This window comes from Arthrobacter sp. LAR12-1-1.1 (assembly GCF_040676555.1).
In the GTDB taxonomy this organism is placed as follows: Bacteria; Actinomycetota; Actinomycetes; order Actinomycetales; family Micrococcaceae; genus Arthrobacter.
The window spans coordinates 12,772-37,463 of record NZ_JBEGIG010000013.1; the positions used below are offsets into that span (position 1 = coordinate 12,772).

Consider the following 24,692-nt stretch of genomic DNA (forward strand, 5'->3'; position numbering starts at 1 on the left):
GCGCCGACTCCCACACTTCCGCCAGGCGTTTAAGAAACGCTTAAGAAAGTGCCGCGGGGGCGTGCCACAGCGCCGGCTACGCGGCGTAGCGGAGCAGCGCCACCCCGTTGCCAAAGGTGTGCGTCTCCAACAGCCGGAGCTGGGCTCTGCTGTCGGCGTCCTTGAACATGGGTCGTCCGCGTCCGATCAGTACCGGATGGACGTACACCCAGTATTCGTCGATCAGCCCGAGCCGCCGGAAAGTGTCGGCGAGTTCCGCCCCGCCGAGGGCCATGTCTCCGCCCGGCTGCGACTTCAGTGCCAAGACTTCTTCCGCCACGACCTCCCGAATCACAGCAGCGTTCCGGCCGGCCGTTGTTAGTGTCCGGGAGTAGACGAGCTTGGGCAGGTTCCGCCAGATTTGGGCGAAATCGGCCATCACGGGACTGACATCGGGGTCCTGGTCCGCCGTCGGCCAAAACCCTTCCATCAGCTCGTATGTGACCCTGCCTTCCAGGAAGGCGCCCATGGGGGCGAGCTTTTCGTTCATGTGGCGGTGCAACTCTTCGTCCACCATGTGCCAGCTGATGTCGCGGTCCAGTCCCTCGAAGAATCCGTCGAGGGACACTTGCATGACCATGATGATTTTTCGCATCACCGCTCCTCGGTTTCATCAGAGTACGCCGCGCTTGTCTCCAGCGTACGCCCCGGCGTTGGGTGGCTGACCGAGCCTGTCCGGTGGCCTTGCCCTTGCGCGGGGAGCCTCGAGCGGGAAGAATGCAGGGACTCTATGGCCCCACCGCGGTCAGTCACCTTCGGGGGAAGAACGATGCCTGCGAACGATTTCGAACAATTGCCCGGGGCCGGTCCGGATGACTGAGCCGCCGCCGCGCCACTACCGCTCCGGCGCGCACCGGGCCGACGGCGGATCCCAGCTCCGGCCGCGGCCCCTCGCCAAGCGTGAGGGAAAGATCCGGCCGCAGTATCTGACTGCGGCCGCCGTCGCACTGGCCCTTGTGGCTGCCGGTGGCGTCTACGCGGGCGTCCGGGCAGGGATCCCGGCTGATCCGCCAGCCGCTGCGGCGACCACGTCGGGCACCGCCGCCGCACCCTCGCCGCTGGCCGCCCAGGCCTCAGGGCCAGCCGCCGACGCCAGCCGGACAGCTGCGGCATCCGATCTGCCCGCCGCTGCGTCACCCGTGGCGGGCCCCGTTCCCGCGGCCGTCGCCGAAGCGGCGGCCGCAGGGAAGCCCGCAGAAGTCCCCGCCGTCGCTGTCCCGGCCATCAGCCCCGAACTGGACAGCCAGATCAACGCGATCATCGCGGCCAACAGCAATTACGCGCTGGGGGTGTCGTTGATTGATCTGTCCGACGGCGTGGTCCACGGCTACGGAGCCCAGGGCAAGTTTGTTGCCGCCAGTACGGCCAAGATCCTTGCCGCATCGGCGTATTACCACCTCGTGGAGACCGGGCGCGCCTCGCTGACAGCACCGATGGGCGCCTCGACGGCCGGGGCCCAGATCCGCCAGATGGTCCAGCAGAGCAACAACGATTCATGGGCCCTGATCCTGCGGGCGGTCGGTCAGCGGGGCATCACGGACTACGCCGCCTCGATCGGGATCACGTACGACCGAACGGTGAACCTGCTGACTCCCGCGGAGATGGCCCGGACCCTCCAGCTGCTCTACACGGGACAGCTGCTCAATACGCGCAATACCGCCCAGCTCTTGTCCTACATGCAGAACACCAACTTCGAGACGCTGATCCCGCCCGCGGTCCCGCCGGGGATAGGGATTCACCACAAGTACGGGCTGCTGTTCGGAAACCTGCATGATGCCAGTGTCCTTGACAAGGACGGCCGGGCCTTCGTGTTCGTCGTGTACACCCGCGGCCTGAACTACTCGGACATGGGTCCCCGGACCCGGATCATTCAGCAGCTCACCCGGACCGTGACCGCCGCGTTGTTCTGATTGATGGGGTTCTGACGGATGGGGTTCTGACGGCGGTCAGACGGTGACCGGCCCGGCGGCAGCCCGTTCCCGCTCGTGTGTCTTCCTGGATTTGGCGAACCGGAGGTACAACGAGGGCACGATGAACAGATTGAGCAGGGTGGAGGTGATCAGGCCGCCCAGAATCACAACGGCCATGGGGTGTTCGATTTCATGGCCGGGGATGTTGCCCATGACAACCAGGGGAACCAGGGCCAGGCCGGTGGCCAGCGTGGTCATGAGAATCGGCGACAGCCGCTCCGCCGCCCCGCGCAGCACCAGTGCGCGGCCGAAGGTTTCGCCTTCATAGGTTTCCAGGTGCTGGCAGTGGTTGATCAGCAGGATGCCATTGCGCGCAGCGATCCCCATCACGGTGAGGAAGCCAACGAGGGACCCGAGGGACAGGACTCCGCCGGTCATATAGGCGGCTATGACCCCGCCCACCAGGGCTACGGGAAGCGTCAGCAGCGACAGGACCGCCAGCCGCCAGCTCCGGAAGGACGCCTGAAGCAGCAGAAGAATCAGGACAAGTGCCGCGGCGGAGTAGATCATCAGCCGGTTCGTCGCCGCCTCACGCTCGGTGTATTCGCCCAGCAGCTGCACGCTGTAGCCGGTCGGCAGATCCAGGTTCTCCAGCCGCGACTTCAGCTCACTGGCCACGGTTCCCAAGTCTGCTCCCTGGGCCAGGAAGGATCCCACCTCCACGCGGCGGGAACCGTTCGTGCGGTCGATCTGGTTCGGCGTCGCCTGCATGCTCACGTCCGCGACGTCGGCGAGCCGTACCCGCCGGCCGCTCGGCGTGTCGATGGGCAGGTCCTCGATGCTGGTGACGGACGAGCGGGTGGCCGGGGTGCTCCAGACCTGGACGTCGTAGGCCCGGCCGTCCCGGAAGACGTCGCCGACTTCCTCGCCTGCCACGAGCGTCGCGGCCGCACGCCGGACATCTCCCGGTTTGAGGCCGTACTTCTGCGCCGCTGCCAGGTTAACCGTGACCGCGATCTGGGGGACTTCCACCTCGAGGGAGACATGCGGGTCCTGGGTGCCCTGGATCGAGTCCATGATTGCCTTGACCCGTTGCGCCTGTTCCCGGAGCACGTTGAGATCGTCTCCGTAGACCCGGACCAGGATGGGCTCGCTGGCGCCGGTGATGACCTCTTCAATCCGCTCCTTCAGATAGGTCTGGACGTCACGGTGCAGCCCCGGGTAGCCCTTGACCACTTCCTCCACGGCGGCCACCGTCTCGTCGTAGTTGGCGTGGCGGTCGATGCTGATCCAGTGTTCGCCGGCGTTGACACCGACGATCTCGTCCGCGGCGAATGCCTGCCCGATGTGCGTGCCGCAATTCAGGACGCCGGGGACCTTCAGGAATTCCTCACAGCCGCGCTGGGAGATCCTGAACTCTTCCGCGGCAGAGGTTCCCGGTTCCGAGATCCAGTGCATCAGGAAGTCCCTTTCCTTGAACGTGGGGAACAGGGACGAGCCCATCAGGGGAGCGAGGATCAGGCCCACCACCGCCAGCACGCCAAAGCCTGCGTAGCCGAACCGGGGCCGGTTCATGGTCTTGGACAAGGCCGCGTGATAGCCGCGTTTGAGCACCCGGACCAGCGGCGCGTCGCGTTCTTCCAGTTTGGCGTTGCCCAGCAGAATCAGGGCAAGGGCCGGCGTCACGGTCAGCGCCACGAGCATGGAGGCAAGGACAGCCAGGGTGTAGGAGACGGCCAGCGGCCGGAAGAAGACCCCGGTCAGCCCGTCCAGGAAGAAGATCGGCACGGCGGCGACCACAATGATCAGGGTCGCGTAGACGATCGGGCTCCGCATCTCCAGGGAGGCTTTCAAGACCACCGATGCCGCAGATTCGTCACTGCCAGCTTCGTCACTGCCCTTGGCGCGTCGCTGCCGGAGCCGGCGCATGATGTTTTCGACGTCGATGATCGCGTCATCCACCACGACGCCCACGGCAATGACCAGCCCCGCCAGGACCATCGTGTTGATCGCACTGGACGTGAAATAGAGCACCAGTGCGGCGGTGAGCAGGGACAACGGAATGGCGACGATGCTGATCAGGGCCGTGCGCCACTGGAAGAGGAACGCGACGAGGATCATGACGACCAGCAAACAGCCCAGCAGCAGCGCAATGCTGAGGTTGGAGATCGCCTCCTCAACGAAGCTGGCGGGCCGGAAGATCGTGGTGTCGAAGTTGATGCCGCTCAGGCCAGGCTGCAGTTCGTGGAGGGCTTCCTCCACGCCCTTGGTCACGTCCAGTGTGTTGCCCCACGGCAGCTTCTCGACGATCAGCATGAGCCCGTGCCCGTTGTTGATCACGGCGTCACCGATGAGCGGCTGATGGTCCTCCACAACCTGGGCAACATCGCCCAGATGCAGCGCCACCCCGTCCTTTTCCCGGATGGTCACCTGGGCCAGGTCCGCGGGCGTCTGGATCGGCTGGACGTGGCGGATCCCCATTCTTTGGGTCGGGCTGTCAATGAAGCCACCCGTTCCGATAAACCGTCCGGGCGAGTATTTCAGCAGCCCGGCGTCGAGGGCGCCGGCGGTGACTTCCATGACCTGGTTGAGGGAGACGTTCTGGGCCTTGAGCTTGTCAGGTTCCACCTGGACCTGCAGCATCTGGAGCCGCTCGCCCCAGATGGCCACGTTGGCCACCCCGGGGACCCGCAGCAGCCGGGCCCGGATGGTCCAGTAGGACAGCATGGACATTTCGATGAGCGAATGCTCCGAGGATGTCATGCCGATCTTCATCACGCGGCTGGTCGCCGACAGCGGCTGGAGCATCACCGGCGGGGCCGCCCAGGTGGGCAGCGCCGCGGTCACCGAGGCCATCCGTTCCGATACGAGCTGGCGGGCGTTGAGCAGGTCAGTGCCCTGATGGAAGAGCAGCACGATCGAGGACAGCTGGGGCACGGACTTGGACCGGATCTCGTCCAGGCCGGGCATGCCGCTCACGGCGGCCTCGATCGGCACGCTGACGAGCTCTTCGACTTCCTGGGCGGTCAACCCGAGGCACGCGGTCTGGATTTCCACGCGTGGCGGGGCAAATTCCGGGAAGACATCCACGGACGCGGAGCCCAACTGCAGGGAACCGAGCAGCATCACGGCGCACGCGAGGGCGACAACAACCGTCTTGAAACGGAGGCTGATCCCGATGAGCCAGCGCATGTCACTCGGCCGTATCGAATTCGGTGCCGAGAAGTTCCTCGGCTCCTGTCGTGACCACCACGGTCCCCGCCGGCGGCCCGTCCGTCAGGACGGCAACCTCGCCGTTGATGCGCTGGACCGTGATGGATTGGCGGACGTAGACCCGGGGCTCAGGGTTGGTGTAGACCCACGCCTTGCCCGAGCTGTCGTACAGTATGGCCCCGTAGGGAACGGTGAGCTTCCCGGTCTGGGGATTCATGGCAATGACGGCCGTAGCGATCCCGACCCGTTCGATGGCGTGCTCGGTGAGGGTGAGCCGGTGAAGGTCCGTGCCGGGGACTTCAGCGATCGCCGCCGGTTCGCCTTCGGACGGTGCGGCCTCCGGCGCCTGGGCGCAACCTGTGGCGGCGAGCGCCGTGAACACCGTCACGAACACCGCAACGATGAACACCGCGGCCCTGTTGCCCCGCGGCGAAAGTGTGGAGTTCATGACGCATCCTGGCTTTCAGTCGATGCAGCGGTGCCCTGGCCGGTCCGCGCGCTGGGTGCTGGCTTCGGCTCGAACCGAAGCAGCACGGCGGGCACAACAAACAGGGTGAAGAAGGTTGTTGTCAGCAGGCCGCCCCAAATGATCACGGCGAGCGGAAGAATGATCTCCGTACCTACGACGCCGCCCAGAAGGACCAGGGGCAGCAGCGCCAGGGCTGTTATCACGGTCGACATCAGGACAGGTCCCAGCCTCTCCCTGGTTCCGCGGACCACCAGCGCAGGCCAGGGCGCCGAAGCGTCTCTGGCCCGGAGGCTCCGGACCTGGCCCGTCAGCAGGAGGGCGCCGCGGACGGCTATTCCCAGCACTGCGGCGAAGGCGACCAGGGCCACCAGCGAGTTGACCCCGCCCGTGGCCTGGGCGGCCAGCACACCGCCGGACAATGCCAGGATCAGACCCAGGAAGAGCGGGGCGGCGAGCCGCCAGCTCCCCGTCGCCGTCTGCAGCAGCACCAGGATGCCGGCCGCGGCAACCGCCGCGAGCAGCCAGAGCCACTGGTAATTGCCTTGCTGCTGGGCGTATTGGGTGAGGATCTCGGCATGGTAGGAAATCGGGAACTGCATCTGCTGCAGGGCCGTGTTGATGTCTGCCTGGATGTCGCCCAGCGGACGGCCTTGGATCTCGGCCTTCACATCGATGCGCCGCGAGGTGTCGTCGTGCAGGATCACGGACTCGTTCCCGACCATGGTCACCTGCGCGACGTCGCCGAGGCGGGCGTGGCCGCCGTTGGGGGTGTCAATGATCAGGTTGCGGACGCTGTCAAGGCTGCTGCGGGTGGCCGCATTCCCCTTCACGATGACCGAGAAGACCTTCTGCTGTTCGTAGAGGTTGCCGACTTCAATGCCCTGCAAAAGTGCGGCAGCCGCCCGCCGTACATCACCGGGGACGACGCCGGCCTTCTGGGCCGCAGCCAGGTCCACTTTGACCTCGGCGATCGGCTGTTCGGCGGGCAGGTCGATGTGGGGATTGACCACACCGGCCGTGTGCTCAAGAATCTGCTGCACCTCCGCGGCCTTCTGCCGCAGAATCGCCGGGTCCAGGCCGAAGACGCGGACGGCAAAGCCGCTGTCCGCTTCTTCCCGGATCTGGTCGATGCGTTCCTGCGGGTAGGTGGAGACCTTGCTGGTCAGGCCGGCATAGCCGGTGATCACGCGGTCGACGGCGGCGGCCGTGTCGGCGTAGGACGCGTCGGGGGCCACGGTCACCCACAGCTCGCCGGAGCTGACGTCACCGACCTGATCCGAGGTGATGGCACGCCCGACGTGTCCTCCGACGTTGGCCACGCCTTGCACGGTGCGCAGTTCCACGGCCGCCGCCTCGGTGATCCGGCTCATTTCCTGGTCCGACGTGCCGGCTATAGCGCTCCAGTGAACTACAAGGGTCTTGTCCGCGAGCACCGGCACCACGGGACGTGTCCCGGCCAGCTGGGGTGCGAGTGCCAGTCCGGCCAGCGCGACCACCGCCGCGGCGGCGAATACCCACCGCGTCTTTCGCGTCAGGCGCGTCACGGTCCGGCCGTACCGGCCTTGCAGCCGCGCCAGGGAACGGCGTTCCGGCGCCTTGGAGCCGACCGGAAGGACGAACGCGAGTGCCGCCGTGACCGTGAGTGCCACGATCATCGAGACGACCAGGGCGAGCAGATAGCTCTGGACCAGTGGTCCGAACAGGGCACCGTTCTCACCCCCAATAAAGAGCGCAGGCATGACGGCCAGCGCCATGATCAGCAGCGAGTAGAGGATCGGCGTGCGGACTGCCCGCAGGGCCCCCGGGATCACTGAGTCGCGTCGTTGCTGGTCCTGTGCCTGTGCCTGTGCCTGTGCCGGGGCGGCCTGCGATCCGCTGTCGCCGGAGGCGAGGACTGCCCTGGCCGCGGCGCTGCGTGCCCGCGCTATGCCGTTCAGGTCTTCCGCAACGTCGCCTACCATGACGGCCACGGCCAGCACCATGCCGGCCAGGACCATGGTGTTCATCCCGGTTCCGCGCAGATCGAGCACCAGCGCTGCAGCGGTCAGCGACACGGGAATCGTGATCAGGCTGATCAGGGCCGTGCGCCAGGAACGGAAGAAGGCGCCAAACAGGGCAACGATCAGCAGCAGCGCGATCAGCGCAGCGATACCGAGCGTCCCGACCTCTTCGTCGATAAAGGAGGCCTGGCGGTACACGCTGGTATCAACCGTGACTCCGGGCAAGCCGGGCTGGAGCTCGCGGAGGACCTCGTCAACGCCGCGGGTCACGTCCATCGTGTTGGTCTCCGGGAACTTCTCGATCACCAGCAGCAATTCGGCTTCATTGCTGAGCAGGGCGTCGCCGATCAGGGGCTGGTGGTCGGTTGACACCGTGGCCACGTCCTTGAGCAGGAGATTGCCGGGTCCCTGAAGGGGAACCTGGCCCAAGTCCTCCGGCGTGGTGATCGGCAGGACATGCTGGACGCCGATCCGTTGGTGGCCCGTCTCAAAGAAGCCGCCGGTGCCAGGCGTGGATGCCTCCAGGTAGCTCAAGGGCGACACCCACACTGAGTTGCCGGTGGTCTTGATGACTTCGTCCAGCGTGACGCCCTTGGCCTCGAGCTGCTCAGGATCCACCAGGACTTGAAGCTGCTGGTCGCGCTGGCCCCAGATCGCCACGTTCGCGACGCCGGGCACGGCCAGGAGCCCCGGCTTTATGGTCCAGCGGGCCAGGACGGACATGTCGATGGCCGACATGGCCTTAGACGTCAGCCGGATCATCATGACCCGGCTGGTCGAGGACAGCGGCTGCATGAGCACAGGCGCTGCCGAAACGTTGGGCAGTGCGCGCGCCTGGGTCAGCCGCTCCGAGACCAGCTGACGCGCGCGAAAGAGGTCTGTCCCCGGCTTGAAGACCATCTGAATCGAGGACAGGCCGGGCACGGATTTGGACCGGATTGCCTCAACCCAGGCCACCCCGTTCAGCAGGTCGGCCTCCATGGGGGAGGTGATGAGTTGCTCAACCTCGGCGGCCGAGAGTCCCAGGGCTTCAGTCTGGATCTCTACCTGCGGCGGGGCGAATTCCGGGAAGGTGTCCACGGACATGCTCGGCAGGGTGGTGAGCCCGAGGGCAAGGATTCCTGCCGCAGCGGCGAGGACCAGCAGCCGGAACTGGAGGGTCCAGCGCACGATTGCACTCATCATGGCCGGTACCCCGCAGGCCTCACAGTGATGCCGGGGCTTGCGGAGTTACGGCCCCGTCGGCGTCGCCGGTGGCCCGGGCCGGCGGGCCCGGCCAGCGGGGGGAGCGGGTGGCGCCGTCCGGCCGCGGAACCGATCTCCGGGAAGAGGGTGCTGAATGCTTTTCCTGCTTCACAAAATGCCTGATTGATGCTCACGGCGCGGCTCCTCAATCCAATGCCTAGCGCCCTCCAGCCGACAAGAGCCATAATGATCTTCGGGCACACAGGCGTCAATAGAGATACAGGTGATCGCCATGAAGGCAGTCGCAGGGGACCGCATCATCATCCGGGGGCACACGGTCGAGTCCACGGACCGGCACGGCCTGATCCTTGAGGTGAGGGGGGTCGATGGTGCGCCGCCGTACCTTGTCAGGTTCGACGACGGCCACGAGACGATCATGTTTCCCGGCGGTGATTTCGTCGTCGAACGGCCCGGGAGCGGGCCCTAGACGTATGGCCCTGGAAACTCGGCCCTAGAAACTCGACGAGCTCCCGGACCCGGAGAAGCTGCCGCCGCTGGACCCGTACCCGGTGGTGGTGCCACCGCCGCGCGCGCTGCTGACGCTGCTGACGCCGGTGGTGAAGCCGGTGTTGAAGCTCGGGACCGAGAAGAAGTAGTAGGACGGGTACACCGTTCCGAGGATGCTCGGCTCGTACGCGCGGCCATATCTGGCCTTGGTCCCCGCCTGCGCGCTGACCATTTCCTGGCGCATAAGATCGGCTTCCTTGTCATTGCGGGCATAGGCGTCGATCAAGGTGTCTGCATGGTTCTTCAGGAGTTCCGAGAGGTGGGTCCGGGCGTCACGCAACCGGTCCAGCGCCGTCTCGGGTGTGATCGAGCCGTCCGCCAGTTCCGCCGACCAGCGCTCCATATCACTCCGGCTTTCATCGCGGAAGGACAGCAGGGCCGCCGCCGTCGCTGAAGTTCCCTCGGCGCTGCGCTGGCTAAGCAGGCTTTCCAGGCCGTCCAGGTCACTGCGGAACGGCGCGAGCTGGCGGTCCCAGGCGGCAGGCCAGGTTGAGCCCCGGTTGAGCAAGGCATTGGTATCGGCGATCACGTCGTCCAGCGCGTCCAGTTCTGCCGCGGCGTCGGCGTAGCTCCGGACCAGTTTGAGATTGGGCCGGCGGCTCAGGTCCCGGCTGCTGAAGGCATGTACCTGGTTGGAAAGTTCGGTGGCTGTGTTGTAGCGGTTCACGAACGTGCGGTGTTTCTCCAGCACCGTGCTCCCGTACCGCGACGACTCGGGAATGGTGCTGGCGTTGAGCTCGGTGACCTGCAGGTCCATGCTGACGTTGGCGTAGCTGGCGTCGCCCCGGGCCAGGTCCTTCCGGCTGGACACCCGGGTCCGCCACCGCACGATCAGCCACGCTGCAGCCGCGCAGACTGCGGCCGCCACCGCCGCCCAGGCCGTGACGAGGAAAGCCGTGGAACGGTACCACGGCTGATTGATGAGTTCGGCGCCGCGGCGGATCCCGGCAATGGTGCCGTCGGTCCACTGCGCATCCCGGAGCAGTTCCTTGGAAGCGTTCTGGATGTCCTCGCGCTGTTCGGGCGAGACCTTCCGGTCCTCACCCATGTACGTCCCCACATGCCGGCCCACCGGATCGAGGGCGAAGATGAACAGCCCGTCGGCCCACTTCTGCCCGTCGGCGCTGATCCATTCGGGATGTTCGGTGCGGGCGAACCGCAGGACTTCCGCGTTCAGGTTGTCCGCGGCCGTGCCGTTGTACGTGTAGATCGCTACTTTGGTGGGCTCGTAAAAGTCGGTGGACTGTACTGCCGGCAGCAGCGTCTTTTGATCCAAAACGCCGGCGCGGTCTTCAACCACGACGGCGGTCGGCGTCACGGCGAGCGCCGCGGGGGCTCCGCCGAGAAGGCCGGCTATCAGCACAACCACACCGGCGAGGGCTTTGCGCAGGATTCCCATTTTCCGAGCGTAGTGGCTGGCTCCAGCGGCGTCGACGCAGACGCCGCTGAAAGGGGACGAAAGACATCATGACCGTGGCTGGCCCTGAGTCCATACTGGCGGCATGAGCCCGCAGCCAGAACGACTGCCTGAAGGTCCGCAGCCTGACGGGCCACAGCCGGAGGAATCCCGGCCGGAGGAAACTCTGGAACCTCGGCCCGTCCGGCCTGACCGGACCCTGCTGGCCATCTTGGTTGCGATCGCGGTGCTCGTGATGGTCGCGCTGACGGTTGTGCTCACCCGCGGGGAACCTGCGCCTCTGGCGGAGTCAACGCCGGCAGGGGTTGCGCAGCGTTATGCCGCCGCCGCCATTGCCGGGGATGAGGCGGCCGCCGCCGCGTACTTGACTCCCGCCGCGCGGAACAAATGCAGCGCCGAGGCACGCCCTGTGGCCCGGAATCTGCGCGTCACGCTGGTTTCCACCACCGAGCGGCCGGAATCCGCAGACGTCAGGGTGCTCATCACCGTGTCAGAGCCGGGCGGTCCCTTCGGCAGCGCCGAATATCAGGTCGAGGACGTCTTCGACCTCGTTCGGTCGGGGAACGGCTGGCTGATCGACACCGCACCCTGGCAGCTGAGCGTGTGCCCGGGCCAGGTGAAGCGATGAGCGCCCAACGGACCGTGCGTCGGCTGATCACCTACGCACTGCTGTTCGCGCTGGTGGTGACCGCCGCCGTCGGGCTTGGCGGACTGCTGGGCCGCCTTCTGGTGGCGGGGACGGAACTGGCCTCGGACGATGTCTCCGGGCTCGCGCGCTCGCTGGCTTTCGCCCTGATTGGCGGCCCGCTCGCGGCAATCTTGTGGTGGGCGGTGTGGCGGCGGCTCGAGGACCCGGAGGAGCGGTCCGCCGTCGGCTGGGGTCTATACGTGGCTGGCGCCTACCTGCTTGCCCTGCTCATTGCCTCCACCAACGTGCTAAACACGCTTTCCGCGCTGATCGGCGGGGATGGCCCGGGATGGCGGCTGTCCTTTGCCGCCTCCCTGGTGTGGGCTGCGGTCTGGGTCTGGCACCGGTGGATGTGGCGTCACCCCCGAAAGGGTCCGACAGCCCTGGCCGACGTCCCCACGGTGCTCGGCTCGGTGCTGGGGCTCGTGCTGGCCGTGGGCGGCGCCGTCTCAGCCTTGTCCACCCTGTTGGACGCCGCCCTGCGGGGTGCCGCGACTGAAGCATCGGTGGGCAAGCAGTGGTGGGTTTCGGCGCTGCAGTCCCTGGTCTGGGCTGCCGGCGGAACCGGTATCTGGTGGTGGCATTGGAAACACGACGGCGGGCGAAAGCTGCGGACCGGGCTGGCCGAGGTCGCGCTCATCACGGTCGGCGTGCTCGGTGCGGGCGTGCTCACCCTGGCCGGATCCGGCGTTGCGCTCTTCGTGGTCCTCCGGCTGTTGTTTGACCGTACCGAGCCGCTGGTGCTCCTGCTGGAGCCACTCGCGCCGGCCGTGGCCGCGGCTGCCATCGGCTCTCTCGTCTGGGTCTACCACGGCAACATCGCGCGCCGGCGGTCGGATGCCACCGTGCAGGGCGGCAGGCTGGTGACCTCCGGCGTAGCCCTCGTCGCGACAGCGTCCGGGATCGGCGTGATCGTCAACTCGGTCCTCGCCATGACGTCGACGCCGCTGGCCGGCGCTGGGGCGCGGACGCTGCTGCTCGCGGGAGTCAGCTCCCTCCTGGTGGGCGGACCGGTCTGGTGGCTCGCGTGGCGGCCACTGGAGCCGGTGGCTGTGGCCGGCGCCGGACTGAACGCACGGCGAATCTACTTGGTCGCCGTGTTCGGCCTGAGCGCCGTGGTGGCAGTGGTCACGCTCCTGGTGATCGGCCTCCGGATGTTCGAGTTCTTCCTGAGCGATGTCAGCGGCGGAAGCCTCATCGAACAGATCCGCGCACCCCTGGGGCTTCTGGTCGCCACTGGGCTCGTGTTCGGATACCACTTTGCGGTGTGGCGGCAGGACCGAACTGTTCTTGCCGCTTCTGGCCTTGCCGCGGCCGGACCGGTGCGTCCGCGGACGATCCATCGCGTGATCCTCGTGGCGGGTTCCGATCCCGAGCCGTTGCGCCGTGTCATCGACGAGGTCACGGGGGCTGGTGTCACAGTCTGGAAGCGGGCCGACGGCAGTGCTGTTGGCGTTGCTGGCGGAGAGGAACGGAGGGCTGGCGGTACGCAGGAAGAGCAGCTGGCCGCCGCACTCGAAGGCGTGGCGGCTGCCAGGGTCCTCGTCGTTGCCGACCAGCACGGGGGCATCGACGTCATCCCACTGCAGGGCTGACGGGCGGCCATCCGATGGACTCTGGTCAGCCCGTTGCGGCAGCGCTAGTCTGTTCCGTGCCGGCTCCCCGGCCGGTCACAGCGATTGAGAAATCAGGGATGCACGATGGCTGGCAAGTTTGAGGTTTACAAAGATAAGTCCGGCGGATTCCGGTTCCGGCTCAAGGCCTCCAACGGCGAGGTGATCGCCTCCTCGCAGAGCTACAAGACCAAGGCAAGCGCCATGGGCGGCGTCGAGTCCGTCAAGAAGAACGCCGCGTCGCCGGTCGTGGACCTTACGGAAGCGGCCGCCGAGGCGGGGTGACCCGCCTGTCCTGCGCCTAGTCGGGCCGGCCACCGCCTAGGATTGCGGCATGTCTACCTACGAAGTTACCCGCAGCGCAGTCATTCCCGCACCGGCCGAGGACATCTTTCCGCTGGTTAACAGCTTCCACGAATGGACCAAGTGGTCTCCGTGGGAGTCAGTTGACCCTGCCATGGAGCGGAACTACTCCGGCAGCGAATCCGGCGTCGGCGCCAAGTACGCCTGGAGCGGGAACCGCAAGGCAGGCGCCGGCACCATGGAAATTGTCGATACCGCCGAGCCGCGCAACATCAAGATCCGCCTGGAGTTCACCAAGCCCTTCAAGGCCGTCAATCCCACCACTTTCACGTTCGCCCCTTCCGGCAGCGGCACCCAGGTCACCTGGACCATGACCGGGGAGAACAAAGGCATCGGCAAGGTCTTCGCGCTGTTCATGAACATGGACAAGATGGTCGGCGCAGACTTCGAAAAGGGCCTCGCCTCGCTCGCTGGCGCCGTCGCCCAGCGAAAAGCCTGAGCCGGGACTCCGCGGACCGCCACCTGACGGCCCGCAAATCCCGGTGACAGTGGGAATTGGGGCCGTCAGGGCTGCTCTGCGGTCCTGACAAGTTCGGGGTGATGAATCCGGGCGACCTCGGGGTGGGCCCGCAGCCAGCCTTTGAGCACGTTGGCGCCGTAGGACGCGAGCATCGGATTGTCCGGATCATCCGTGAGCCCCCGGGACCGGGCCGCGAGTGCGGGCGGAAGCGGCACCGGCTCAATGACGGCGTCGAGCCGGGGCGAGAAGAAGAAGGGGACCGTGTAGCGGTCGACTCCGGGCGGGGGCGCCTCGACGCGGTGGATGGTGGCCGCCAGGTAGCCCTGGGTGGCGACTTCCAGCATTTCCCCGAGGTTGACCACCAAAGCCCCCGGAGTCGGCTGCACCGGAATCCAGCTGTCGCTGCCCGGCGGGAGCACCTGCAGGCCGCCGACCTGATCCTGGAGCAGCAAGGTGACGAAGCCGTAGTCCGCATGGGCGCCCACTCCCTGGGGTCCGGCATCCGCGACGACGCCGCCGACGTAGTGGACAAGTTTGGCCATCCAGGCCGGTGAGTCCCGGAACGGTTCGTCGAAGTAGCCTTCCGGCAGTTGCAGTGACACGGCAATGGCGCTGAGCAATTCTGCGCCAACGCGGGACATGCGGTCCGCCCAGGCCATGCATACGGTGCGCAGCTCGGGCAGCGCCCGGTCCGGCATCAGGTTTGGTCCCTGGACCAGCCAGTACGGCTGATCCGGCGGGTAGTTCTCGACGGCGGGGCGCTCGGGCCCGAAGTCGAGCTGCTCGCGGGCGTCCGGCCGCCCCTGGGTGATTTCATGGCCCAGCCGCGTGTAGCCGCGGAAATGGGGTGAGAGCCGGTTGTCGAGTTCGAGCCTTGACTCAAGCGGGAGCTCGAAGAACCGCCGCGTGACGTCGAAGAGTTCGTCCACCTCGGCGGCAGAGGCTCCGTAACCCGTCAACTGGAAGAAGCCCACCCGGTGCGTGGCGTCGCGCAGGGCATCAATAAACGCCGGGTCAAACGTGCCGTCCTGACCTCTGGCGGTGCTCAGGTCCAGGAGCGGAATGGAATCCGATGGTGCGCTCATGAGTGCAAACTACCACCACAGCATTCACTACTGAACGGTAGGCCAGCCCCGGGACCGGAAACGCCGGCGTCGCGCGTTCCCGGCCGCGGGTTCCCTGGTCTCACGGCCACGGCCACGGTCTCACTGCCGCTGCCTCACAGCCACAATTCAGGGTCCTCGCGGGATTTCTTGACCGCGGTGTGAAAGAGTGCAACCACTGGAGCCGCCAAGGCCACGCTGATCGGTCAATCAGAAAGCCGGAATCCATGAGCCGGAATGCCACGAAAACTCATCGACGAATCGCCGTGCGGCTGCTGGTTGCAGCAGTCCTGGTGGTGTCGGCTGCGGCCTGCGAGCCGCCGCCGGGCGGCGGCCCGGGTCCCACGTCCGGGGGTACGGCCACCGCGGGCGCCGGGTCGAAGCCGGGGCACGTGTTCGTGATCAATCTCGAGAACAAGGGCTACAACGAAGTGTGGGGCGCAGGCTCTGAAGCCCCGTACCTGTCGCAGACGCTTCGCAGCCAGGGCGTCCTCCTTTCCGAGTACTACGGGATCGCCCACAACTCGCACCCGAACTACTTGGCCCAGATCTCCGGGCAGGCGTCCAACGCGATGACCCGCGCCGACTGCCCCACCTACGCCCCGTTCCGTCTGACGGGGACCGCCTCGCTGGGGCAGGCGGAGGGCACCGGGTGCGTGTATCCGGCGTCGGTCCCTACAGTGGCCGGGCAGCTCAGCACCGCCGGCAAGACCTGGAAGGGCTACATGGAGGACATGGGCACGCCATGCCGGCATCCCGATCTTGGCTCGAGGGACACAAGTCAGCGTGCCGAAGTGGGAGACCAGTACGCTACCCGCCATAACCCCTTCGTGTACTTTGAATCCATCACCTCGTCACCGGAATGCCAAAGCAATGTGGTGGATTTTGGCGAACTCGCCGGTGACCTCCGGTCCGTGGCCACCACGCCGAACCTGTCCTACATTTCGCCCAATCTCTGCAATGACGGCCACGACAGCCCCTGCGTCGATGGCAGCGCGGGCGGACTGGCCGCCGCCGACAGTTGGTTGAGCCGGCAGGTCCCGGCGATCCTGGATTCCCCGGCCTTCAAACAGGACGGGATGCTGGTCATCACCTTCGACGAATCCGAGGGCAAGACTCAGGGACCGGCAGGACTGCTGCCCGGAGGGACCGCCGGCGGAAAAGTAGGAGCCCTTGTGCTCTCACCCTTCGCTAACGGCGGAACCACCTCGAACACGCCCTACAACCACTTCAGCCTCCTGGCGAGCATCGAAGACGCCTTCTCCCTCCCGCGCCTGGGGTACGCCGGGGCGCCGGGCCTGAGCAGCTTCGGCGAGGACGTCTTCAACGCCGGTTCCTAGCGGCAGCGCCGGCCGCCGGGACCGACCTGGCAGGAACGGCCGCTAGGGGGCCGCGGGTGCCGCACCATTGCCGTTGACCTCCTGGCCGTATTCGGCCGAGATCAGGATGGGAAGGTGGTCCGAGGCGCCGCGGGGCAGCGTTTCCACGCTTTCGATCTCGAGGCCCTGGGAAGTGGCAAAGTCGAAATGGCCCTTGAAGACTTTGTACCGGGTGTAGGTCCGGCGGTCACTCATCGTCAGATCGTAGCCGGCGTCCTTCATCTGCGCTGTCAGGGTCTTGGTGAAGAACGGATAGTTGAAGTCACCCACCATCAGGGACATCAGGCCTCCGCCCATGCTGAGCAGCTCGGCGTGGGCGGCATGGATCTGGTTCCGCCGCAGCGAGTTGGACGCCGTCAGCGGTGCCGCGTGGAAGGATGCGATAACGAGCCCGTGATCGGTCTCGTTGTCGGTCACGCGCGTGCCGATAAGCCGCTCGTGCGCGGGGGAGAGGACGCGGTCGTGCATGGACTTCTTGAGGGCGAAGGTCTTGGTCTCGTAGGCCGTGAAACGGCTCATGCGGTAGTAGATCGCCAGGCCCAGCCGGTTGCCCTTGGTGGAGTCGGCCAGGTGCAGATCCCCGATGGTTTCCGGCAGATCGTCCGTGTCGCACTCCTGGAGGCACAAAGCATCAATCTCGAAATCGCGGGCCAGATCGACCAGCTCGCCGCTGGCCGCGTGCTTGCGGAGGTTGTAGCTGATGACTCTAAGCAGGGGGAGCACCTCTTCGGTGGATAGTGGTTGAAACCTCACCCGAGTCTACCTAGTCGGGGTGGATCGAGTGGGAATAACCGCAACGCGAATCCGGATCCAAGCCCGAAACGCAGCAGCCGGCGAGTCCTCCGCCGGCCGCTGTGTTCACTGTGTCGGCGGTGCCAGGCGAGCCTTCTGTGTTCAGGGGCGGCCGCCGGGGCCACGCGCCGCGGTGTACTCCCCGGCGGTGACTGTGCCCTGCTGCTGCGCGCCGTCAAGGGATCCCTCACCCAGGCCCGCAGTCACCTGCGCCGTTCCGCCGGTGTAGACGGTGTACTGCTCGCCGGCTGTTATCGCGGCGGAGGAAAACACGAGGGAAGCCGTCTGCTTCGAGGTCACGAAGGTTGCCACTGCCTGGCCGCTGGAATCGGCCAGCTGGATGGTTGTCCCGGCCGGTACCGCCGTGGCCAGGGTGACCTGGGCCCCGGACTGCGTCGAGGACGTTCCCGGGGTTACCGCCATGCCGGCGCTTCCGGCCGCCGCGACGGTGCCGCCGCTGACGGCGAGCTCACCGTTGACGTCCAGCGCGCCGTTGCCGTCGTTGCTTGGCCCGTTAACGACCACGGTGCCGCCGCTGATGCTGGCGTTGCCGTTGGAGTCCAGCCCGTCGCCCTCGGAGTTGATGGTGACCTCGCCGCCGCTGATGTCCACGGAGTAGTCGCCGACGCTGTCACCCCCGCCCATTCCGCCGCCCATCCCCCCGCCTTGGCCGCCGCCCTGGGCGGTGCTGGAGCTGCCGCCGGCGGCGTTCACTCCGTCGTCGTTGGCGGTGACGTTCACCGTACCGCCGCTGACGGCGATGTGGGCGGCTTCGAGGCCCTCTTCGGATTCTGCCACCGTGACGGTGCCGCCGGTGACTGTCAGCTGGCTGAAGGCCTTGACGCCGTCGTCGCCTGCCTTCACCGTCAGCGCTCCGCCGCTGACCAGCAGCCAGCCGCGCCCCTCGTCCGCGTCGTTGTCCGCCTTCACACCGTCGCCGCCGGCGGTAACGGTGTACGCGCCGTCCAGCAATACCGTGTAGTCCTTGCCCCTGATGCCGTCGTCCGCGGCATCCACACTGACGTTGCCTGCGGCGAGAACCAGGCCGTCCTTGGAGACGATGCCGTCGTTGTACCTGCCGTTCACCGTCAATGATCCGTTGCCGGCGATGGTCAGGTCGGCCATCGAATAGAGGGCGGCGTTGGGGGCGTACGTTCCCTGATCCGCATAGCCGGCGGCGTCTTCGATGGCGTTAGTGCTTCCGTCCTCGAGGTAGACGATGGCCTCGTTGGCGCTCTGGACAACGAGCGGAGAGCCAGTGGAACTGCTGATGTTCGCCCCGTCCAGGATGATGCGCACAACGTCCTCTTCGCCGGCTGCGATGACCACCTGGCCGTCGGACAGGCTGCCGGAGAGCCGGTAGGTGCCGGCTGCGCTGATGGTCACCGTGTTGCCGGCGGCCTTGACGGCGTCCGACGTCGATCCGGCGGCCACGGTGGTGGCGCCGTCGCCAAGTGTCACGGCCACTTCCTTGGCAGGGTCCCAGGTGAGGTCATCGGAATCAAAGTGCGTGTCCTCCTCCGTGGAGGCGAGCGTGACGGCGGACTGGGTGCCCGACACTGTTGTGCCGGCCTGGCCGGTGGAGGAAGCCGTGCCGGGCACCGAGCAACCAGTAAGCGAGAGGGCGAGTGCCAGGGCTGCGACGGAAATGTAGTTGCGGAACGTGTTCATGGTGGGGCCTTGTCTGCTGAAGTGCGGGGGAAGTGGCGGGGAGGTTGGGGTGAGGCGGAAAGTTCGGCGTGGAGGTGGAAGTCAGGCGGCCGCTGCCGGAGTGAGGAGGAGGCTGCGTCGCAGTGTTCTGTTCCAGCGGTTGGCCGGCAGTTCGGGGCGCAGGGCGGCCATGCCGGTGGCGAACTTGGAGATGCGGCTGGGCCTGATGCCACTGGCCCATAGATGGCGGTCCAGCGGACCAGCCGTGGAGCCGGACTTGGTCTCCAGCACGAGCGAGCCGGCGAGGAGCCAGGAGCTCCCGCCCGGGCGGTGCCAGGTGACCGCCTCGTCGAGAGTGGCCCGGCTGTCCGATCCGGGCAGGAACAGCGTGGTGCGCCGGTAGCGGGTTTCCAGTACTGGTTCCAGTGGTCCGGACGGGACATCGCCGATGGTTGCCGCGAGCGTGTCGTTGACGTATTCGAGTCCCTCGGCCGTGATCCGGCTGCGGTCCCTCACGTCATATGGGATGCGGTCCTTGACGGTGGCTTCGCGGCTGCCTTCCGTTTTCACTTCCAGGAAGCTGGCGGCGCTGTCCACGTAGGTCCGGGTGCGGATCTTGAAGCGCCGGCGCCGGCCCCTGGCCGCCAGCATGTAGCTGTCCAGTTGTGGGGTGTCGAAGTAGACGGAGTCGTAGTCAAACGTCCGTTTTCCGTCCATCTCCAGGATTCTGAGGTCGGCGTCGAAGGCCGCCAGCAGTTGCTTGCCCTGTTGGGCCGGGATGACGTATTTGCGGTCTACCCTGGTCTGCAGCGCCGCGGCGGCGTTCAGTTCCTCCAGCCCGATTGCGGGCAGGTGCCGGAGGTTGCCGGCAATGCCGGCGCTCATGCCGCACCGGCCGTGGTGGGAGCAAGCTGGTGCCGCGGCAGTTCCTCGCGGGTCCCAGGGCTTGCCGCTGCGCTGGGCAGGACGCTGCGGGGTGCGCCGCCGGGGAGATACGCGTAGCGGACGTCGACGATCGTCTTGTCGTTGACCAGGTCAAGTTCCTGCACGGTGGCTGAGTGGACTGTGCCGTGCAGGACCTCCTCGAGGCGGGCGAAGAGTTCCCCCTCGATGGCGATCGCCCGGTCCAGGACCACCGTCTGGTGGCGGTAGGCCGGCAGGACGCGGGGGTGGTCTCCCACGAACATCACCAGCAGGATCATGGCCATCAGGGACAGCGGCAGCCACAACGGCTCGATCGCCAGGCCCGAGATGAGTCCGAGGGCCAGGGCTGAGAAGTAGTAGGCCACTTCGTGCTGGGCCAGTTCGGTGGAGCGGAGGCGGATGATGGAGAGGACGCCGAAGAGACCGAGGCCGAGCCCGATCCCGGCGGCCGAGCCGGAGAGGGCGGCGGCCACGGCCATCACACCCACGTTCATGCCGAGGTAGGACACCACGAGGTCGCGGCGGCGGTGCCGGCGCAGGTACAGGGCGAAGGTCAGGATGCTGATGGCGGCCAGATCGGCGGCGATGAGAATAAGGGGTGTCATGGAAGGCTCCGGAATCGGTGGGTGGATTGATGTCCACGATTCCCGCTGAGGCTGTGCGGGAACTGTGCCGGGACCATGGCGGGTATATGCGTCGGGTCTACTGCTCCCGCATGGCTGGCGGCCAGATCTTTGGTCCGGTCTGCGGCCGGCTGTTCCCGGGCGAACAGGAACCGCTGCTGCACGCAATAGCTGACCGCGAGCAGCGCAGCCTCCACCAGGAGCTTCGCCGGAACCGCCGCGACGGCCAACTGGTCCAGTGCCGACATCAGGGCCAGGTTGGCGGCCAGGAGGGTGAGGACCAAGGCGAAGTACCGGGCACCGGTCCGCGCGGCCGGGCGCTCGCGGCCATGGCGGAACACCAGGTGCCGGTTGACGAGGAAGTTCGCCGCCGAGCTCATGCCCCGGGCGCCGACGACGGCGAACAGGACCGAATCGGTGACCGCGTTGAGGACAAGGAACGCGGCGGTGTCGATGATGAACGCGGCCAGGGAAGAAGCCAGGAACTTCAGCAGGGGTGCGTAAATCCGAACCGAGTCCGCCAGGGGTCGGAAGTGCGAGCCCGAGTTGTGATCAAGATAGACGGTAGCGATCCCGACCGTCCGGATCTGGTAGCCGGCCTGCTTGGCCTCGAGCAGGAGGTTGAGTTCGTACTCGTAGCGCTCGCCGGGGACGCCCCTGAGCCACGCGAGCATCGCCGCCGGGTATCCCCGGAGCCCGGTCTGGGTGTCGGAAAGGTGTTCCCCGGTGGCCAGCCGGAACAGCCAGCGGGTGGCGGTGTTACCCAACTTGCTGCGGGCAGGGACGTTGCCGCTGAAGTTACGGGTGCCGAGGACCATCGCGTCCGGCGCCGCAGGCAGCTGTTCGGCGACCCTGAGAATGTCTTCAACGCGGTGTTGGCCGTCGCTGTCGGCGCAGACCACTTCGCGGCCCGGGAAGCGGTCCGCGATGAAGTCGAATCCCGCCTTCAGCGCATGGCCCTTGCCCCGGTTTCCGGCATAGCCGATGACCGTGCACCCGAGCCCGGTTGCGCCGTCGAACACCGGCTGGTAGTCCGGGCCGCTGCCGTCATCGACCACCACAATGGTGAGCTTCGGAGCCGCGGTAAGGATCGAGTGGATCAGGCGGAGCAGTTGCTGGTCCGGCTCGTAGGCGGGGATCAGGATGATCATGGCCCCGGCTCACTGCCCGATGTAGAGGATGTCGGAAGTGCCGCGTTCCTTGCCCTGGCCCAGCGGGCTGTTGACGAGCTGGCCGTTGAAATACATGGTGGAGGAACCGCCTCCGTCCAGGTTGTATGCCGTGGTGGCGCCGAGGTCCTGCATGATTCCCGCGAGTCCGGTCATGGTGACGCCGGCGCTGTAGCCCGGGCTGCGCCCGTCCACCACGACGAAGACGAGGTGGTTGGTGCCGATGATTCCCACGGCTGTTCGGGGCTGTTCGCCTTGGATGGAGTGGTTGCCGACGTTCGTATCCACCTCCACGTCCTCGATGCCGTCCACCACCTGGCCGTCCTCAAGGACGGCCGGTCCGAAAGACAGCGTGTTCCAGACGCCGTCGGCCACGAGCTGGGCGGCCGTGGTGCTGGTTTCGTCGTAGACCTTGACGGTGCCGTCCCGGTAGAAGGCCAGGCCCTGGCGGGCGCCCTCGTCGCGGTAGACGACGCCGTTGCGGATGACGATTCCGGTGTCCCGGAAGCCGTAGTAATCGCCGTTGATGGCGAAGACGGCGTTGTGGTCGGCCGCGGTGTCCGAGGTGGTCTCCGTGATGTTCTCGCCGAAGCTGTTGTTGGCAAACGCGGACTGCAGGACGGTGGCGTCGCTCAGGACGACGTCGGCCACGTAGTAGGTCACGGTGCTGTCGCCGCTGCCGGTCACGACGGTGGAGATGTTGATGCTTGAGTCGGCCGATGAGTACGAAGTGTCCGTGGTTTCGGCGGCTGTGTTTGCTGTGTTTGCTGTGTCCGCAGCGCCGGACGTCACGCCCTGGCTCGCCTCGTAGGCTGCGACGTCGGAGATTTCGACGTGCTCGAAGACGAAGCGGTCCAGCGCCCACGCTGTGGCGCCGCCCGCGGAGAGAGTCAGGGCCAGGGCTCCGGCCAGCACGGCGCGCCGCACGCGGCCGCCCTTACGGTGTTTGGTCTTGTCAGGAGTCATGCACTATTTCTAGGCACCGGACTTATACCGGCCATGAGCCCTTGTATAGCGGGAGCTGTGAAAGGGCAGCTGGCGCCGGTAGGGGCGGGACCGCGGGCGCGGTGGTGTGGCAGGGTGCCGCCGGCGCGACGGGATAGTGTGTTCTGGAATCACCAGCCACGCGAAAGGGCGGACGTTGACTGCTGCACTACCGGAACTTGCCGAGGGCGATTTCTACTATGAGGTTCTGGGGGAAGGGCGATTCCGCTCCACTATCCAAGCCCAGGGCGCCTGGAACGAACATGAGCAGCACATGGCCCCCGCATCCGGCATCATGGCCGATTGCCTGGCCCGGCATGAGCCCCGCGAGGACATGCGGATGGCACGGCTCAGCTATGAAATCCTCGGGCTGATCCCGGGCGGCGAGTTCGAGGTCGTGACCTCCACCCTGCGCCCTGGCCGGACCATCGAGCTGGTGCAGGCCGAGCTCGTAGCCGGCGGCCGCACGGCGATCCGCGCCACGGCCTGGCGGATGATCACCTCGGACACGTCCGCCATCGCGGCTTTCGAGGATCCCCGGATCCCCGCGCCGGAGGACTGCGAACCGTACGACGCCGCAAGTATCTGGCCCGGCGGTTACATTGCCTCACTGCACATGCGGATCGCCGAGGGCCACCGGGCGGGCTCGGGGACGGTCTGGCTCCGCACCGACTATCCGCTGACTGACCGGGCAGACAGCGGCGACCTCGCCCGGCTGGTCGGCCTGGTGGACACGGCCAACGGAATCGCCGCGCGGGTCCCGCCGGGCAAGGGCAGCTATGCCTTCCCCAACCTGGACCTGCAGATCCACATGTACCGCCAGCCGGAGGGCGAGTGGCTGGGGCTGGATAACGAGGTTTCATTCGGCACGGACGGGATCGGGCTGACCTCCACGGTGCTGCATGACCTCACGGGCCCGTTCGGGCGCGCCGAACAGATCCTGACGCTGCGCAAGTCCTAGCTCGGGCGGACGGTCCTAGTTCGTGCGGAAGACGAGCCAGCCGGCCAGCGTCGCCAGGGCCGTCAGCGCGGCGCCCCAGAGGATGTCGACCACAACCAGCTGCCACGGCCAGGTCTTGAGGGTGGCGGCATTGGTGAGGTCGTAGGTGGCGTAGGCAAACGCGCCCAAGGCGGCGCCGTAGCCCACGGCGCTAAGCCAGCTGCCGCCGTCGAGCGCTGGCCGCAGGGCAAAGAACACGATCCCGGCAATGTAGATCACGTAGAACGCCACCGCGTACCCTAGATTGGGCCTGTCGGCCATCAGCTCACCAATCTGGCGGCGGTAGAACGGGTTCATCGTCTTGAGCCAGATGGCGTCGATGATGGCGAACGCGGCGGCTACGACGAGGAATTGCAGAATGACCATAAGGGAGCATAACAACATGCCGCAGGCGCCAGCCGGGCCCGGGACACTGACGGTGGTGCGGCAGTACGAATCACTCGGTGCCGCCGCCGATCTCGACTTCGCCCTCGGGCTCCTCCAGAAGGTCAAGACAGGCGCGTTGGGCCCCACCCTGCGGCTTTACCGGCCGGTTCCCACGGTCGCTTTCGGGCAGCGCGACACGCACCTGCCCGGGTTCGAGGCCGCCGCCGCGGCCTGCAGGCAGCTCGGCTTCGAACCGCTGGTCCGGAAGGCCGGGGGCCGCGCGGCGGCGTACCACGAGCGGACGCTCGTCATCGATCACCTGGAGCCCGATGCGGACGCGATTGCCGGGGCCAAGGGACGGTTTTCGCGCTTTGGCGAACTGCTCGCACAGGCGCTGCGCGACGCGGGCGTGCACGCCGGCGTCGGCGAGATCCCCGGGGAGTATTGCCCCGGCGAGTTCAGCGTGCACGGCAGCGACCCGGAGTCTCCGGAGCGCCGGATCAAACTGGTCGGCACCGCCCAGCGGGTGGTCGCCGGCGGCTGGCTTTTCAGCTCCGTGATCGTGGTGGCGGACTCCGCCCCGATCCGCGCGGTCCTGGAGGCGAGTTACGCCGCCCTCGGCCTCGAATGGGACCCGGCGACGGCGGGCGCGGCCGATGACCTCGTGCCGGGCCTCGACGTCGACGCTGTGGAGGCCGCGGTGATCGCCGCCTACGGGCGCTACGCCCCGCTGCGCTACGCGGAGTTTTCGAGCCTGCTCTGAGCCGGCTTTAGGGCC

At 66.9% G+C, this 24,692-nt stretch carries 22 protein-coding genes; 9 read left to right on the forward strand and 13 right to left on the reverse strand.

What is annotated here, in order from left to right:
- Window positions 1–76: 76 nt before the first annotated feature.
- A complete protein-coding gene (locus MRBLAR12_RS11325) occupies window positions 77–634 on the reverse strand; it encodes a dihydrofolate reductase family protein (protein ID WP_229994954.1) in 558 nt (185 codons plus the stop codon).
- Between the two features lie 217 nt (window positions 635–851).
- Here MRBLAR12_RS11325 and MRBLAR12_RS11330 point away from each other — a divergent pair, with 217 nt between their 5' ends.
- Entirely contained in the window at window positions 852–1,949 is a 1,098-nt protein-coding gene (locus MRBLAR12_RS11330; protein WP_364746053.1) for a serine hydrolase, read from the forward strand.
- A gap of 36 nt (window positions 1,950–1,985) precedes the next feature.
- On the opposite strand, the gene MRBLAR12_RS11335 is transcribed toward MRBLAR12_RS11330, so the two are convergent.
- From MRBLAR12_RS11335 to MRBLAR12_RS11345, 3 genes are read right to left on the reverse strand one after another with little or no spacing between them, the layout of a single operon-like run.
- Window positions 1,986–5,141, reverse strand: a complete 3,156-nt coding sequence (locus tag MRBLAR12_RS11335) for an efflux RND transporter permease subunit (protein WP_364746056.1) — start codon at window positions 5,139–5,141, stop codon at window positions 1,986–1,988.
- Between the two features lies 1 nt (window position 5,142).
- On the reverse strand, window positions 5,143–5,610 hold the full coding sequence (locus tag MRBLAR12_RS11340) for a hypothetical protein (protein ID WP_229994957.1): 468 nt from the start codon (window positions 5,608–5,610) through the stop codon (window positions 5,143–5,145).
- Complete coding sequence (locus tag MRBLAR12_RS11345) at window positions 5,607–8,816, reverse strand: efflux RND transporter permease subunit (protein ID WP_364746059.1); 3,210 nt, start codon at window positions 8,814–8,816, stop codon at window positions 5,607–5,609. The genes MRBLAR12_RS11340 and MRBLAR12_RS11345 overlap by 4 nt, the downstream gene beginning before the upstream one ends.
- A 292-nt stretch (window positions 8,817–9,108) precedes the next feature.
- Here MRBLAR12_RS11345 and MRBLAR12_RS11350 point away from each other — a divergent pair, with 292 nt between their 5' ends.
- On the forward strand, window positions 9,109–9,303 hold the full coding sequence (locus MRBLAR12_RS11350; protein WP_091563932.1) for a DUF1918 domain-containing protein: 195 nt from the start codon (window positions 9,109–9,111) through the stop codon (window positions 9,301–9,303).
- Between the two features lie 24 nt (window positions 9,304–9,327).
- On the opposite strand, the gene MRBLAR12_RS11355 is transcribed toward MRBLAR12_RS11350, so the two are convergent.
- The gene (locus tag MRBLAR12_RS11355; protein WP_364746063.1) at window positions 9,328–10,782 is read right to left on the reverse strand and encodes a DUF5129 domain-containing protein; all 1,455 of its coding nucleotides are present in this window, start codon (window positions 10,780–10,782) and stop codon (window positions 9,328–9,330) included.
- Between the two features lie 103 nt (window positions 10,783–10,885).
- Between MRBLAR12_RS11355 and MRBLAR12_RS11360 the strand changes: the two genes are divergently transcribed.
- The 4 genes from MRBLAR12_RS11360 (at window position 10,886) to MRBLAR12_RS11375 (ending at window position 13,903) form a co-directional block, all read left to right on the forward strand.
- On the forward strand, window positions 10,886–11,428 hold the full coding sequence (locus MRBLAR12_RS11360; protein WP_229994960.1) for a hypothetical protein: 543 nt from the start codon (window positions 10,886–10,888) through the stop codon (window positions 11,426–11,428).
- Window positions 11,425–13,083, forward strand: coding sequence for a DUF5671 domain-containing protein (locus tag MRBLAR12_RS11365; protein ID WP_364746066.1), 1,659 nt, complete (start codon window positions 11,425–11,427; stop codon window positions 13,081–13,083). The genes MRBLAR12_RS11360 and MRBLAR12_RS11365 overlap by 4 nt, the downstream gene beginning before the upstream one ends.
- Window positions 13,084–13,188: 105 nt before the next feature.
- The gene (locus MRBLAR12_RS11370; RefSeq protein WP_229994962.1) at window positions 13,189–13,386 is read left to right on the forward strand and encodes a YegP family protein; all 198 of its coding nucleotides are present in this window, start codon (window positions 13,189–13,191) and stop codon (window positions 13,384–13,386) included.
- A 49-nt stretch (window positions 13,387–13,435) separates the two neighbouring features.
- The gene (locus MRBLAR12_RS11375) at window positions 13,436–13,903 is read left to right on the forward strand and encodes an SRPBCC family protein (RefSeq protein WP_229994963.1); all 468 of its coding nucleotides are present in this window, start codon (window positions 13,436–13,438) and stop codon (window positions 13,901–13,903) included.
- Window positions 13,904–13,968: 65 nt separating this feature from the next.
- Here the strand turns inward: MRBLAR12_RS11375 and MRBLAR12_RS11380 are convergent, their stop codons facing one another.
- Complete coding sequence (locus tag MRBLAR12_RS11380) at window positions 13,969–15,009, reverse strand: isopenicillin N synthase family dioxygenase (RefSeq protein WP_229994964.1); 1,041 nt, start codon at window positions 15,007–15,009, stop codon at window positions 13,969–13,971.
- A 245-nt stretch (window positions 15,010–15,254) separates the two neighbouring features.
- On the opposite strand from MRBLAR12_RS11380, the gene MRBLAR12_RS11385 reads away from it, so the two are divergent.
- Window positions 15,255–16,367, forward strand: a complete 1,113-nt coding sequence (locus MRBLAR12_RS11385; RefSeq protein WP_364746071.1) for an alkaline phosphatase family protein — start codon at window positions 15,255–15,257, stop codon at window positions 16,365–16,367.
- A gap of 42 nt (window positions 16,368–16,409) precedes the next feature.
- Here MRBLAR12_RS11385 and MRBLAR12_RS11390 read toward each other — a convergent pair whose 3' ends face one another.
- The 6 genes from MRBLAR12_RS11390 to MRBLAR12_RS11415 all read right to left on the reverse strand — a co-directional run bounded on the left by MRBLAR12_RS11390 (window position 16,410) and on the right by MRBLAR12_RS11415 (window position 22,530).
- Complete coding sequence (locus MRBLAR12_RS11390) at window positions 16,410–17,120, reverse strand: endonuclease/exonuclease/phosphatase family protein (protein ID WP_229994967.1); 711 nt, start codon at window positions 17,118–17,120, stop codon at window positions 16,410–16,412.
- 180 nt (window positions 17,121–17,300) lie between these two features.
- Window positions 17,301–18,869: a carbohydrate-binding domain-containing protein gene (locus tag MRBLAR12_RS11395; RefSeq protein WP_364746074.1), complete on the reverse strand. Its 1,569-nt coding sequence runs from the start codon at window positions 18,867–18,869 to the stop codon at window positions 17,301–17,303.
- Window positions 18,870–18,950: 81 nt separating this feature from the next.
- Window positions 18,951–19,733, reverse strand: a complete 783-nt coding sequence (locus MRBLAR12_RS11400; protein ID WP_364746076.1) for a polyphosphate polymerase domain-containing protein — start codon at window positions 19,731–19,733, stop codon at window positions 18,951–18,953.
- On the reverse strand, window positions 19,730–20,377 hold the full coding sequence (locus tag MRBLAR12_RS11405; protein ID WP_229994028.1) for a DUF4956 domain-containing protein: 648 nt from the start codon (window positions 20,375–20,377) through the stop codon (window positions 19,730–19,732). The genes MRBLAR12_RS11400 and MRBLAR12_RS11405 overlap by 4 nt, the downstream gene beginning before the upstream one ends.
- Window positions 20,374–21,546 carry a glycosyltransferase gene (locus MRBLAR12_RS11410; protein WP_364746079.1) on the reverse strand — a complete coding sequence of 391 codons (1,173 nt, stop codon included), beginning with the start codon at window positions 21,544–21,546 and terminating at the stop codon, window positions 20,374–20,376. The genes MRBLAR12_RS11405 and MRBLAR12_RS11410 overlap by 4 nt, the downstream gene beginning before the upstream one ends.
- Before the next feature lie 9 nt (window positions 21,547–21,555).
- The gene (locus tag MRBLAR12_RS11415) at window positions 21,556–22,530 is read right to left on the reverse strand and encodes a phosphodiester glycosidase family protein (protein WP_364746082.1); all 975 of its coding nucleotides are present in this window, start codon (window positions 22,528–22,530) and stop codon (window positions 21,556–21,558) included.
- Between the two features lie 175 nt (window positions 22,531–22,705).
- Between MRBLAR12_RS11415 and MRBLAR12_RS11420 the strand changes: the two genes are divergently transcribed.
- On the forward strand, window positions 22,706–23,509 hold the full coding sequence (locus MRBLAR12_RS11420) for a thioesterase family protein (RefSeq protein ID WP_229994031.1): 804 nt from the start codon (window positions 22,706–22,708) through the stop codon (window positions 23,507–23,509).
- Window positions 23,510–23,524: 15 nt separating this feature from the next.
- Here the strand turns inward: MRBLAR12_RS11420 and MRBLAR12_RS11425 are convergent, their stop codons facing one another.
- The gene (locus MRBLAR12_RS11425) at window positions 23,525–23,914 is read right to left on the reverse strand and encodes a DUF2177 family protein (protein ID WP_229994032.1); all 390 of its coding nucleotides are present in this window, start codon (window positions 23,912–23,914) and stop codon (window positions 23,525–23,527) included.
- A 16-nt stretch (window positions 23,915–23,930) separates the two neighbouring features.
- Here MRBLAR12_RS11425 and MRBLAR12_RS11430 point away from each other — a divergent pair, with 16 nt between their 5' ends.
- A complete protein-coding gene (locus MRBLAR12_RS11430; RefSeq protein ID WP_229994033.1) occupies window positions 23,931–24,677 on the forward strand; it encodes a lipoate--protein ligase family protein in 747 nt (248 codons plus the stop codon).
- Window positions 24,678–24,692 lie beyond the last annotated feature (15 nt).

Excerpts from the sequence above, each read along its gene's own strand:
- MRBLAR12_RS11325 (WP_229994954.1), bottom strand. The coding sequence starts at position 634 with ATGCGAAAAATCATCATGGTCATGCAAGTGTCCCTCGACGGATTCTTC.
- MRBLAR12_RS11330 (WP_364746053.1), top strand. The coding sequence starts at position 852 with ATGACTGAGCCGCCGCCGCGCCACTACCGCTCCGGCGCGCACCGGGCC.
- MRBLAR12_RS11335 (WP_364746056.1), bottom strand. The coding sequence starts at position 5,141 with ATGCGCTGGCTCATCGGGATCAGCCTCCGTTTCAAGACGGTTGTTGTC.
- MRBLAR12_RS11340 (WP_229994957.1), bottom strand. The coding sequence starts at position 5,610 with ATGAACTCCACACTTTCGCCGCGGGGCAACAGGGCCGCGGTGTTCATC.
- MRBLAR12_RS11345 (WP_364746059.1), bottom strand. The coding sequence starts at position 8,816 with ATGATGAGTGCAATCGTGCGCTGGACCCTCCAGTTCCGGCTGCTGGTC.
- MRBLAR12_RS11350 (WP_091563932.1), top strand. The coding sequence starts at position 9,109 with ATGAAGGCAGTCGCAGGGGACCGCATCATCATCCGGGGGCACACGGTC.
- MRBLAR12_RS11355 (WP_364746063.1), bottom strand. The coding sequence starts at position 10,782 with ATGGGAATCCTGCGCAAAGCCCTCGCCGGTGTGGTTGTGCTGATAGCC.
- MRBLAR12_RS11360 (WP_229994960.1), top strand. The coding sequence starts at position 10,886 with ATGAGCCCGCAGCCAGAACGACTGCCTGAAGGTCCGCAGCCTGACGGG.
- MRBLAR12_RS11365 (WP_364746066.1), top strand. The coding sequence starts at position 11,425 with ATGAGCGCCCAACGGACCGTGCGTCGGCTGATCACCTACGCACTGCTG.
- MRBLAR12_RS11370 (WP_229994962.1), top strand. The coding sequence starts at position 13,189 with ATGGCTGGCAAGTTTGAGGTTTACAAAGATAAGTCCGGCGGATTCCGG.
- MRBLAR12_RS11375 (WP_229994963.1), top strand. The coding sequence starts at position 13,436 with ATGTCTACCTACGAAGTTACCCGCAGCGCAGTCATTCCCGCACCGGCC.
- MRBLAR12_RS11380 (WP_229994964.1), bottom strand. The coding sequence starts at position 15,009 with ATGAGCGCACCATCGGATTCCATTCCGCTCCTGGACCTGAGCACCGCC.
- MRBLAR12_RS11385 (WP_364746071.1), top strand. The coding sequence starts at position 15,255 with ATGAGCCGGAATGCCACGAAAACTCATCGACGAATCGCCGTGCGGCTG.
- MRBLAR12_RS11395 (WP_364746074.1), bottom strand. The coding sequence starts at position 18,869 with ATGAACACGTTCCGCAACTACATTTCCGTCGCAGCCCTGGCACTCGCC.
- MRBLAR12_RS11400 (WP_364746076.1), bottom strand. The coding sequence starts at position 19,733 with ATGAGCGCCGGCATTGCCGGCAACCTCCGGCACCTGCCCGCAATCGGG.
- MRBLAR12_RS11405 (WP_229994028.1), bottom strand. The coding sequence starts at position 20,377 with ATGACACCCCTTATTCTCATCGCCGCCGATCTGGCCGCCATCAGCATC.
- MRBLAR12_RS11410 (WP_364746079.1), bottom strand. The coding sequence starts at position 21,546 with ATGATCATCCTGATCCCCGCCTACGAGCCGGACCAGCAACTGCTCCGC.
- MRBLAR12_RS11415 (WP_364746082.1), bottom strand. The coding sequence starts at position 22,530 with ATGACTCCTGACAAGACCAAACACCGTAAGGGCGGCCGCGTGCGGCGC.
- MRBLAR12_RS11425 (WP_229994032.1), bottom strand. The coding sequence starts at position 23,914 with ATGGTCATTCTGCAATTCCTCGTCGTAGCCGCCGCGTTCGCCATCATC.
- MRBLAR12_RS11430 (WP_229994033.1), top strand. The coding sequence starts at position 23,931 with ATGCCGCAGGCGCCAGCCGGGCCCGGGACACTGACGGTGGTGCGGCAG.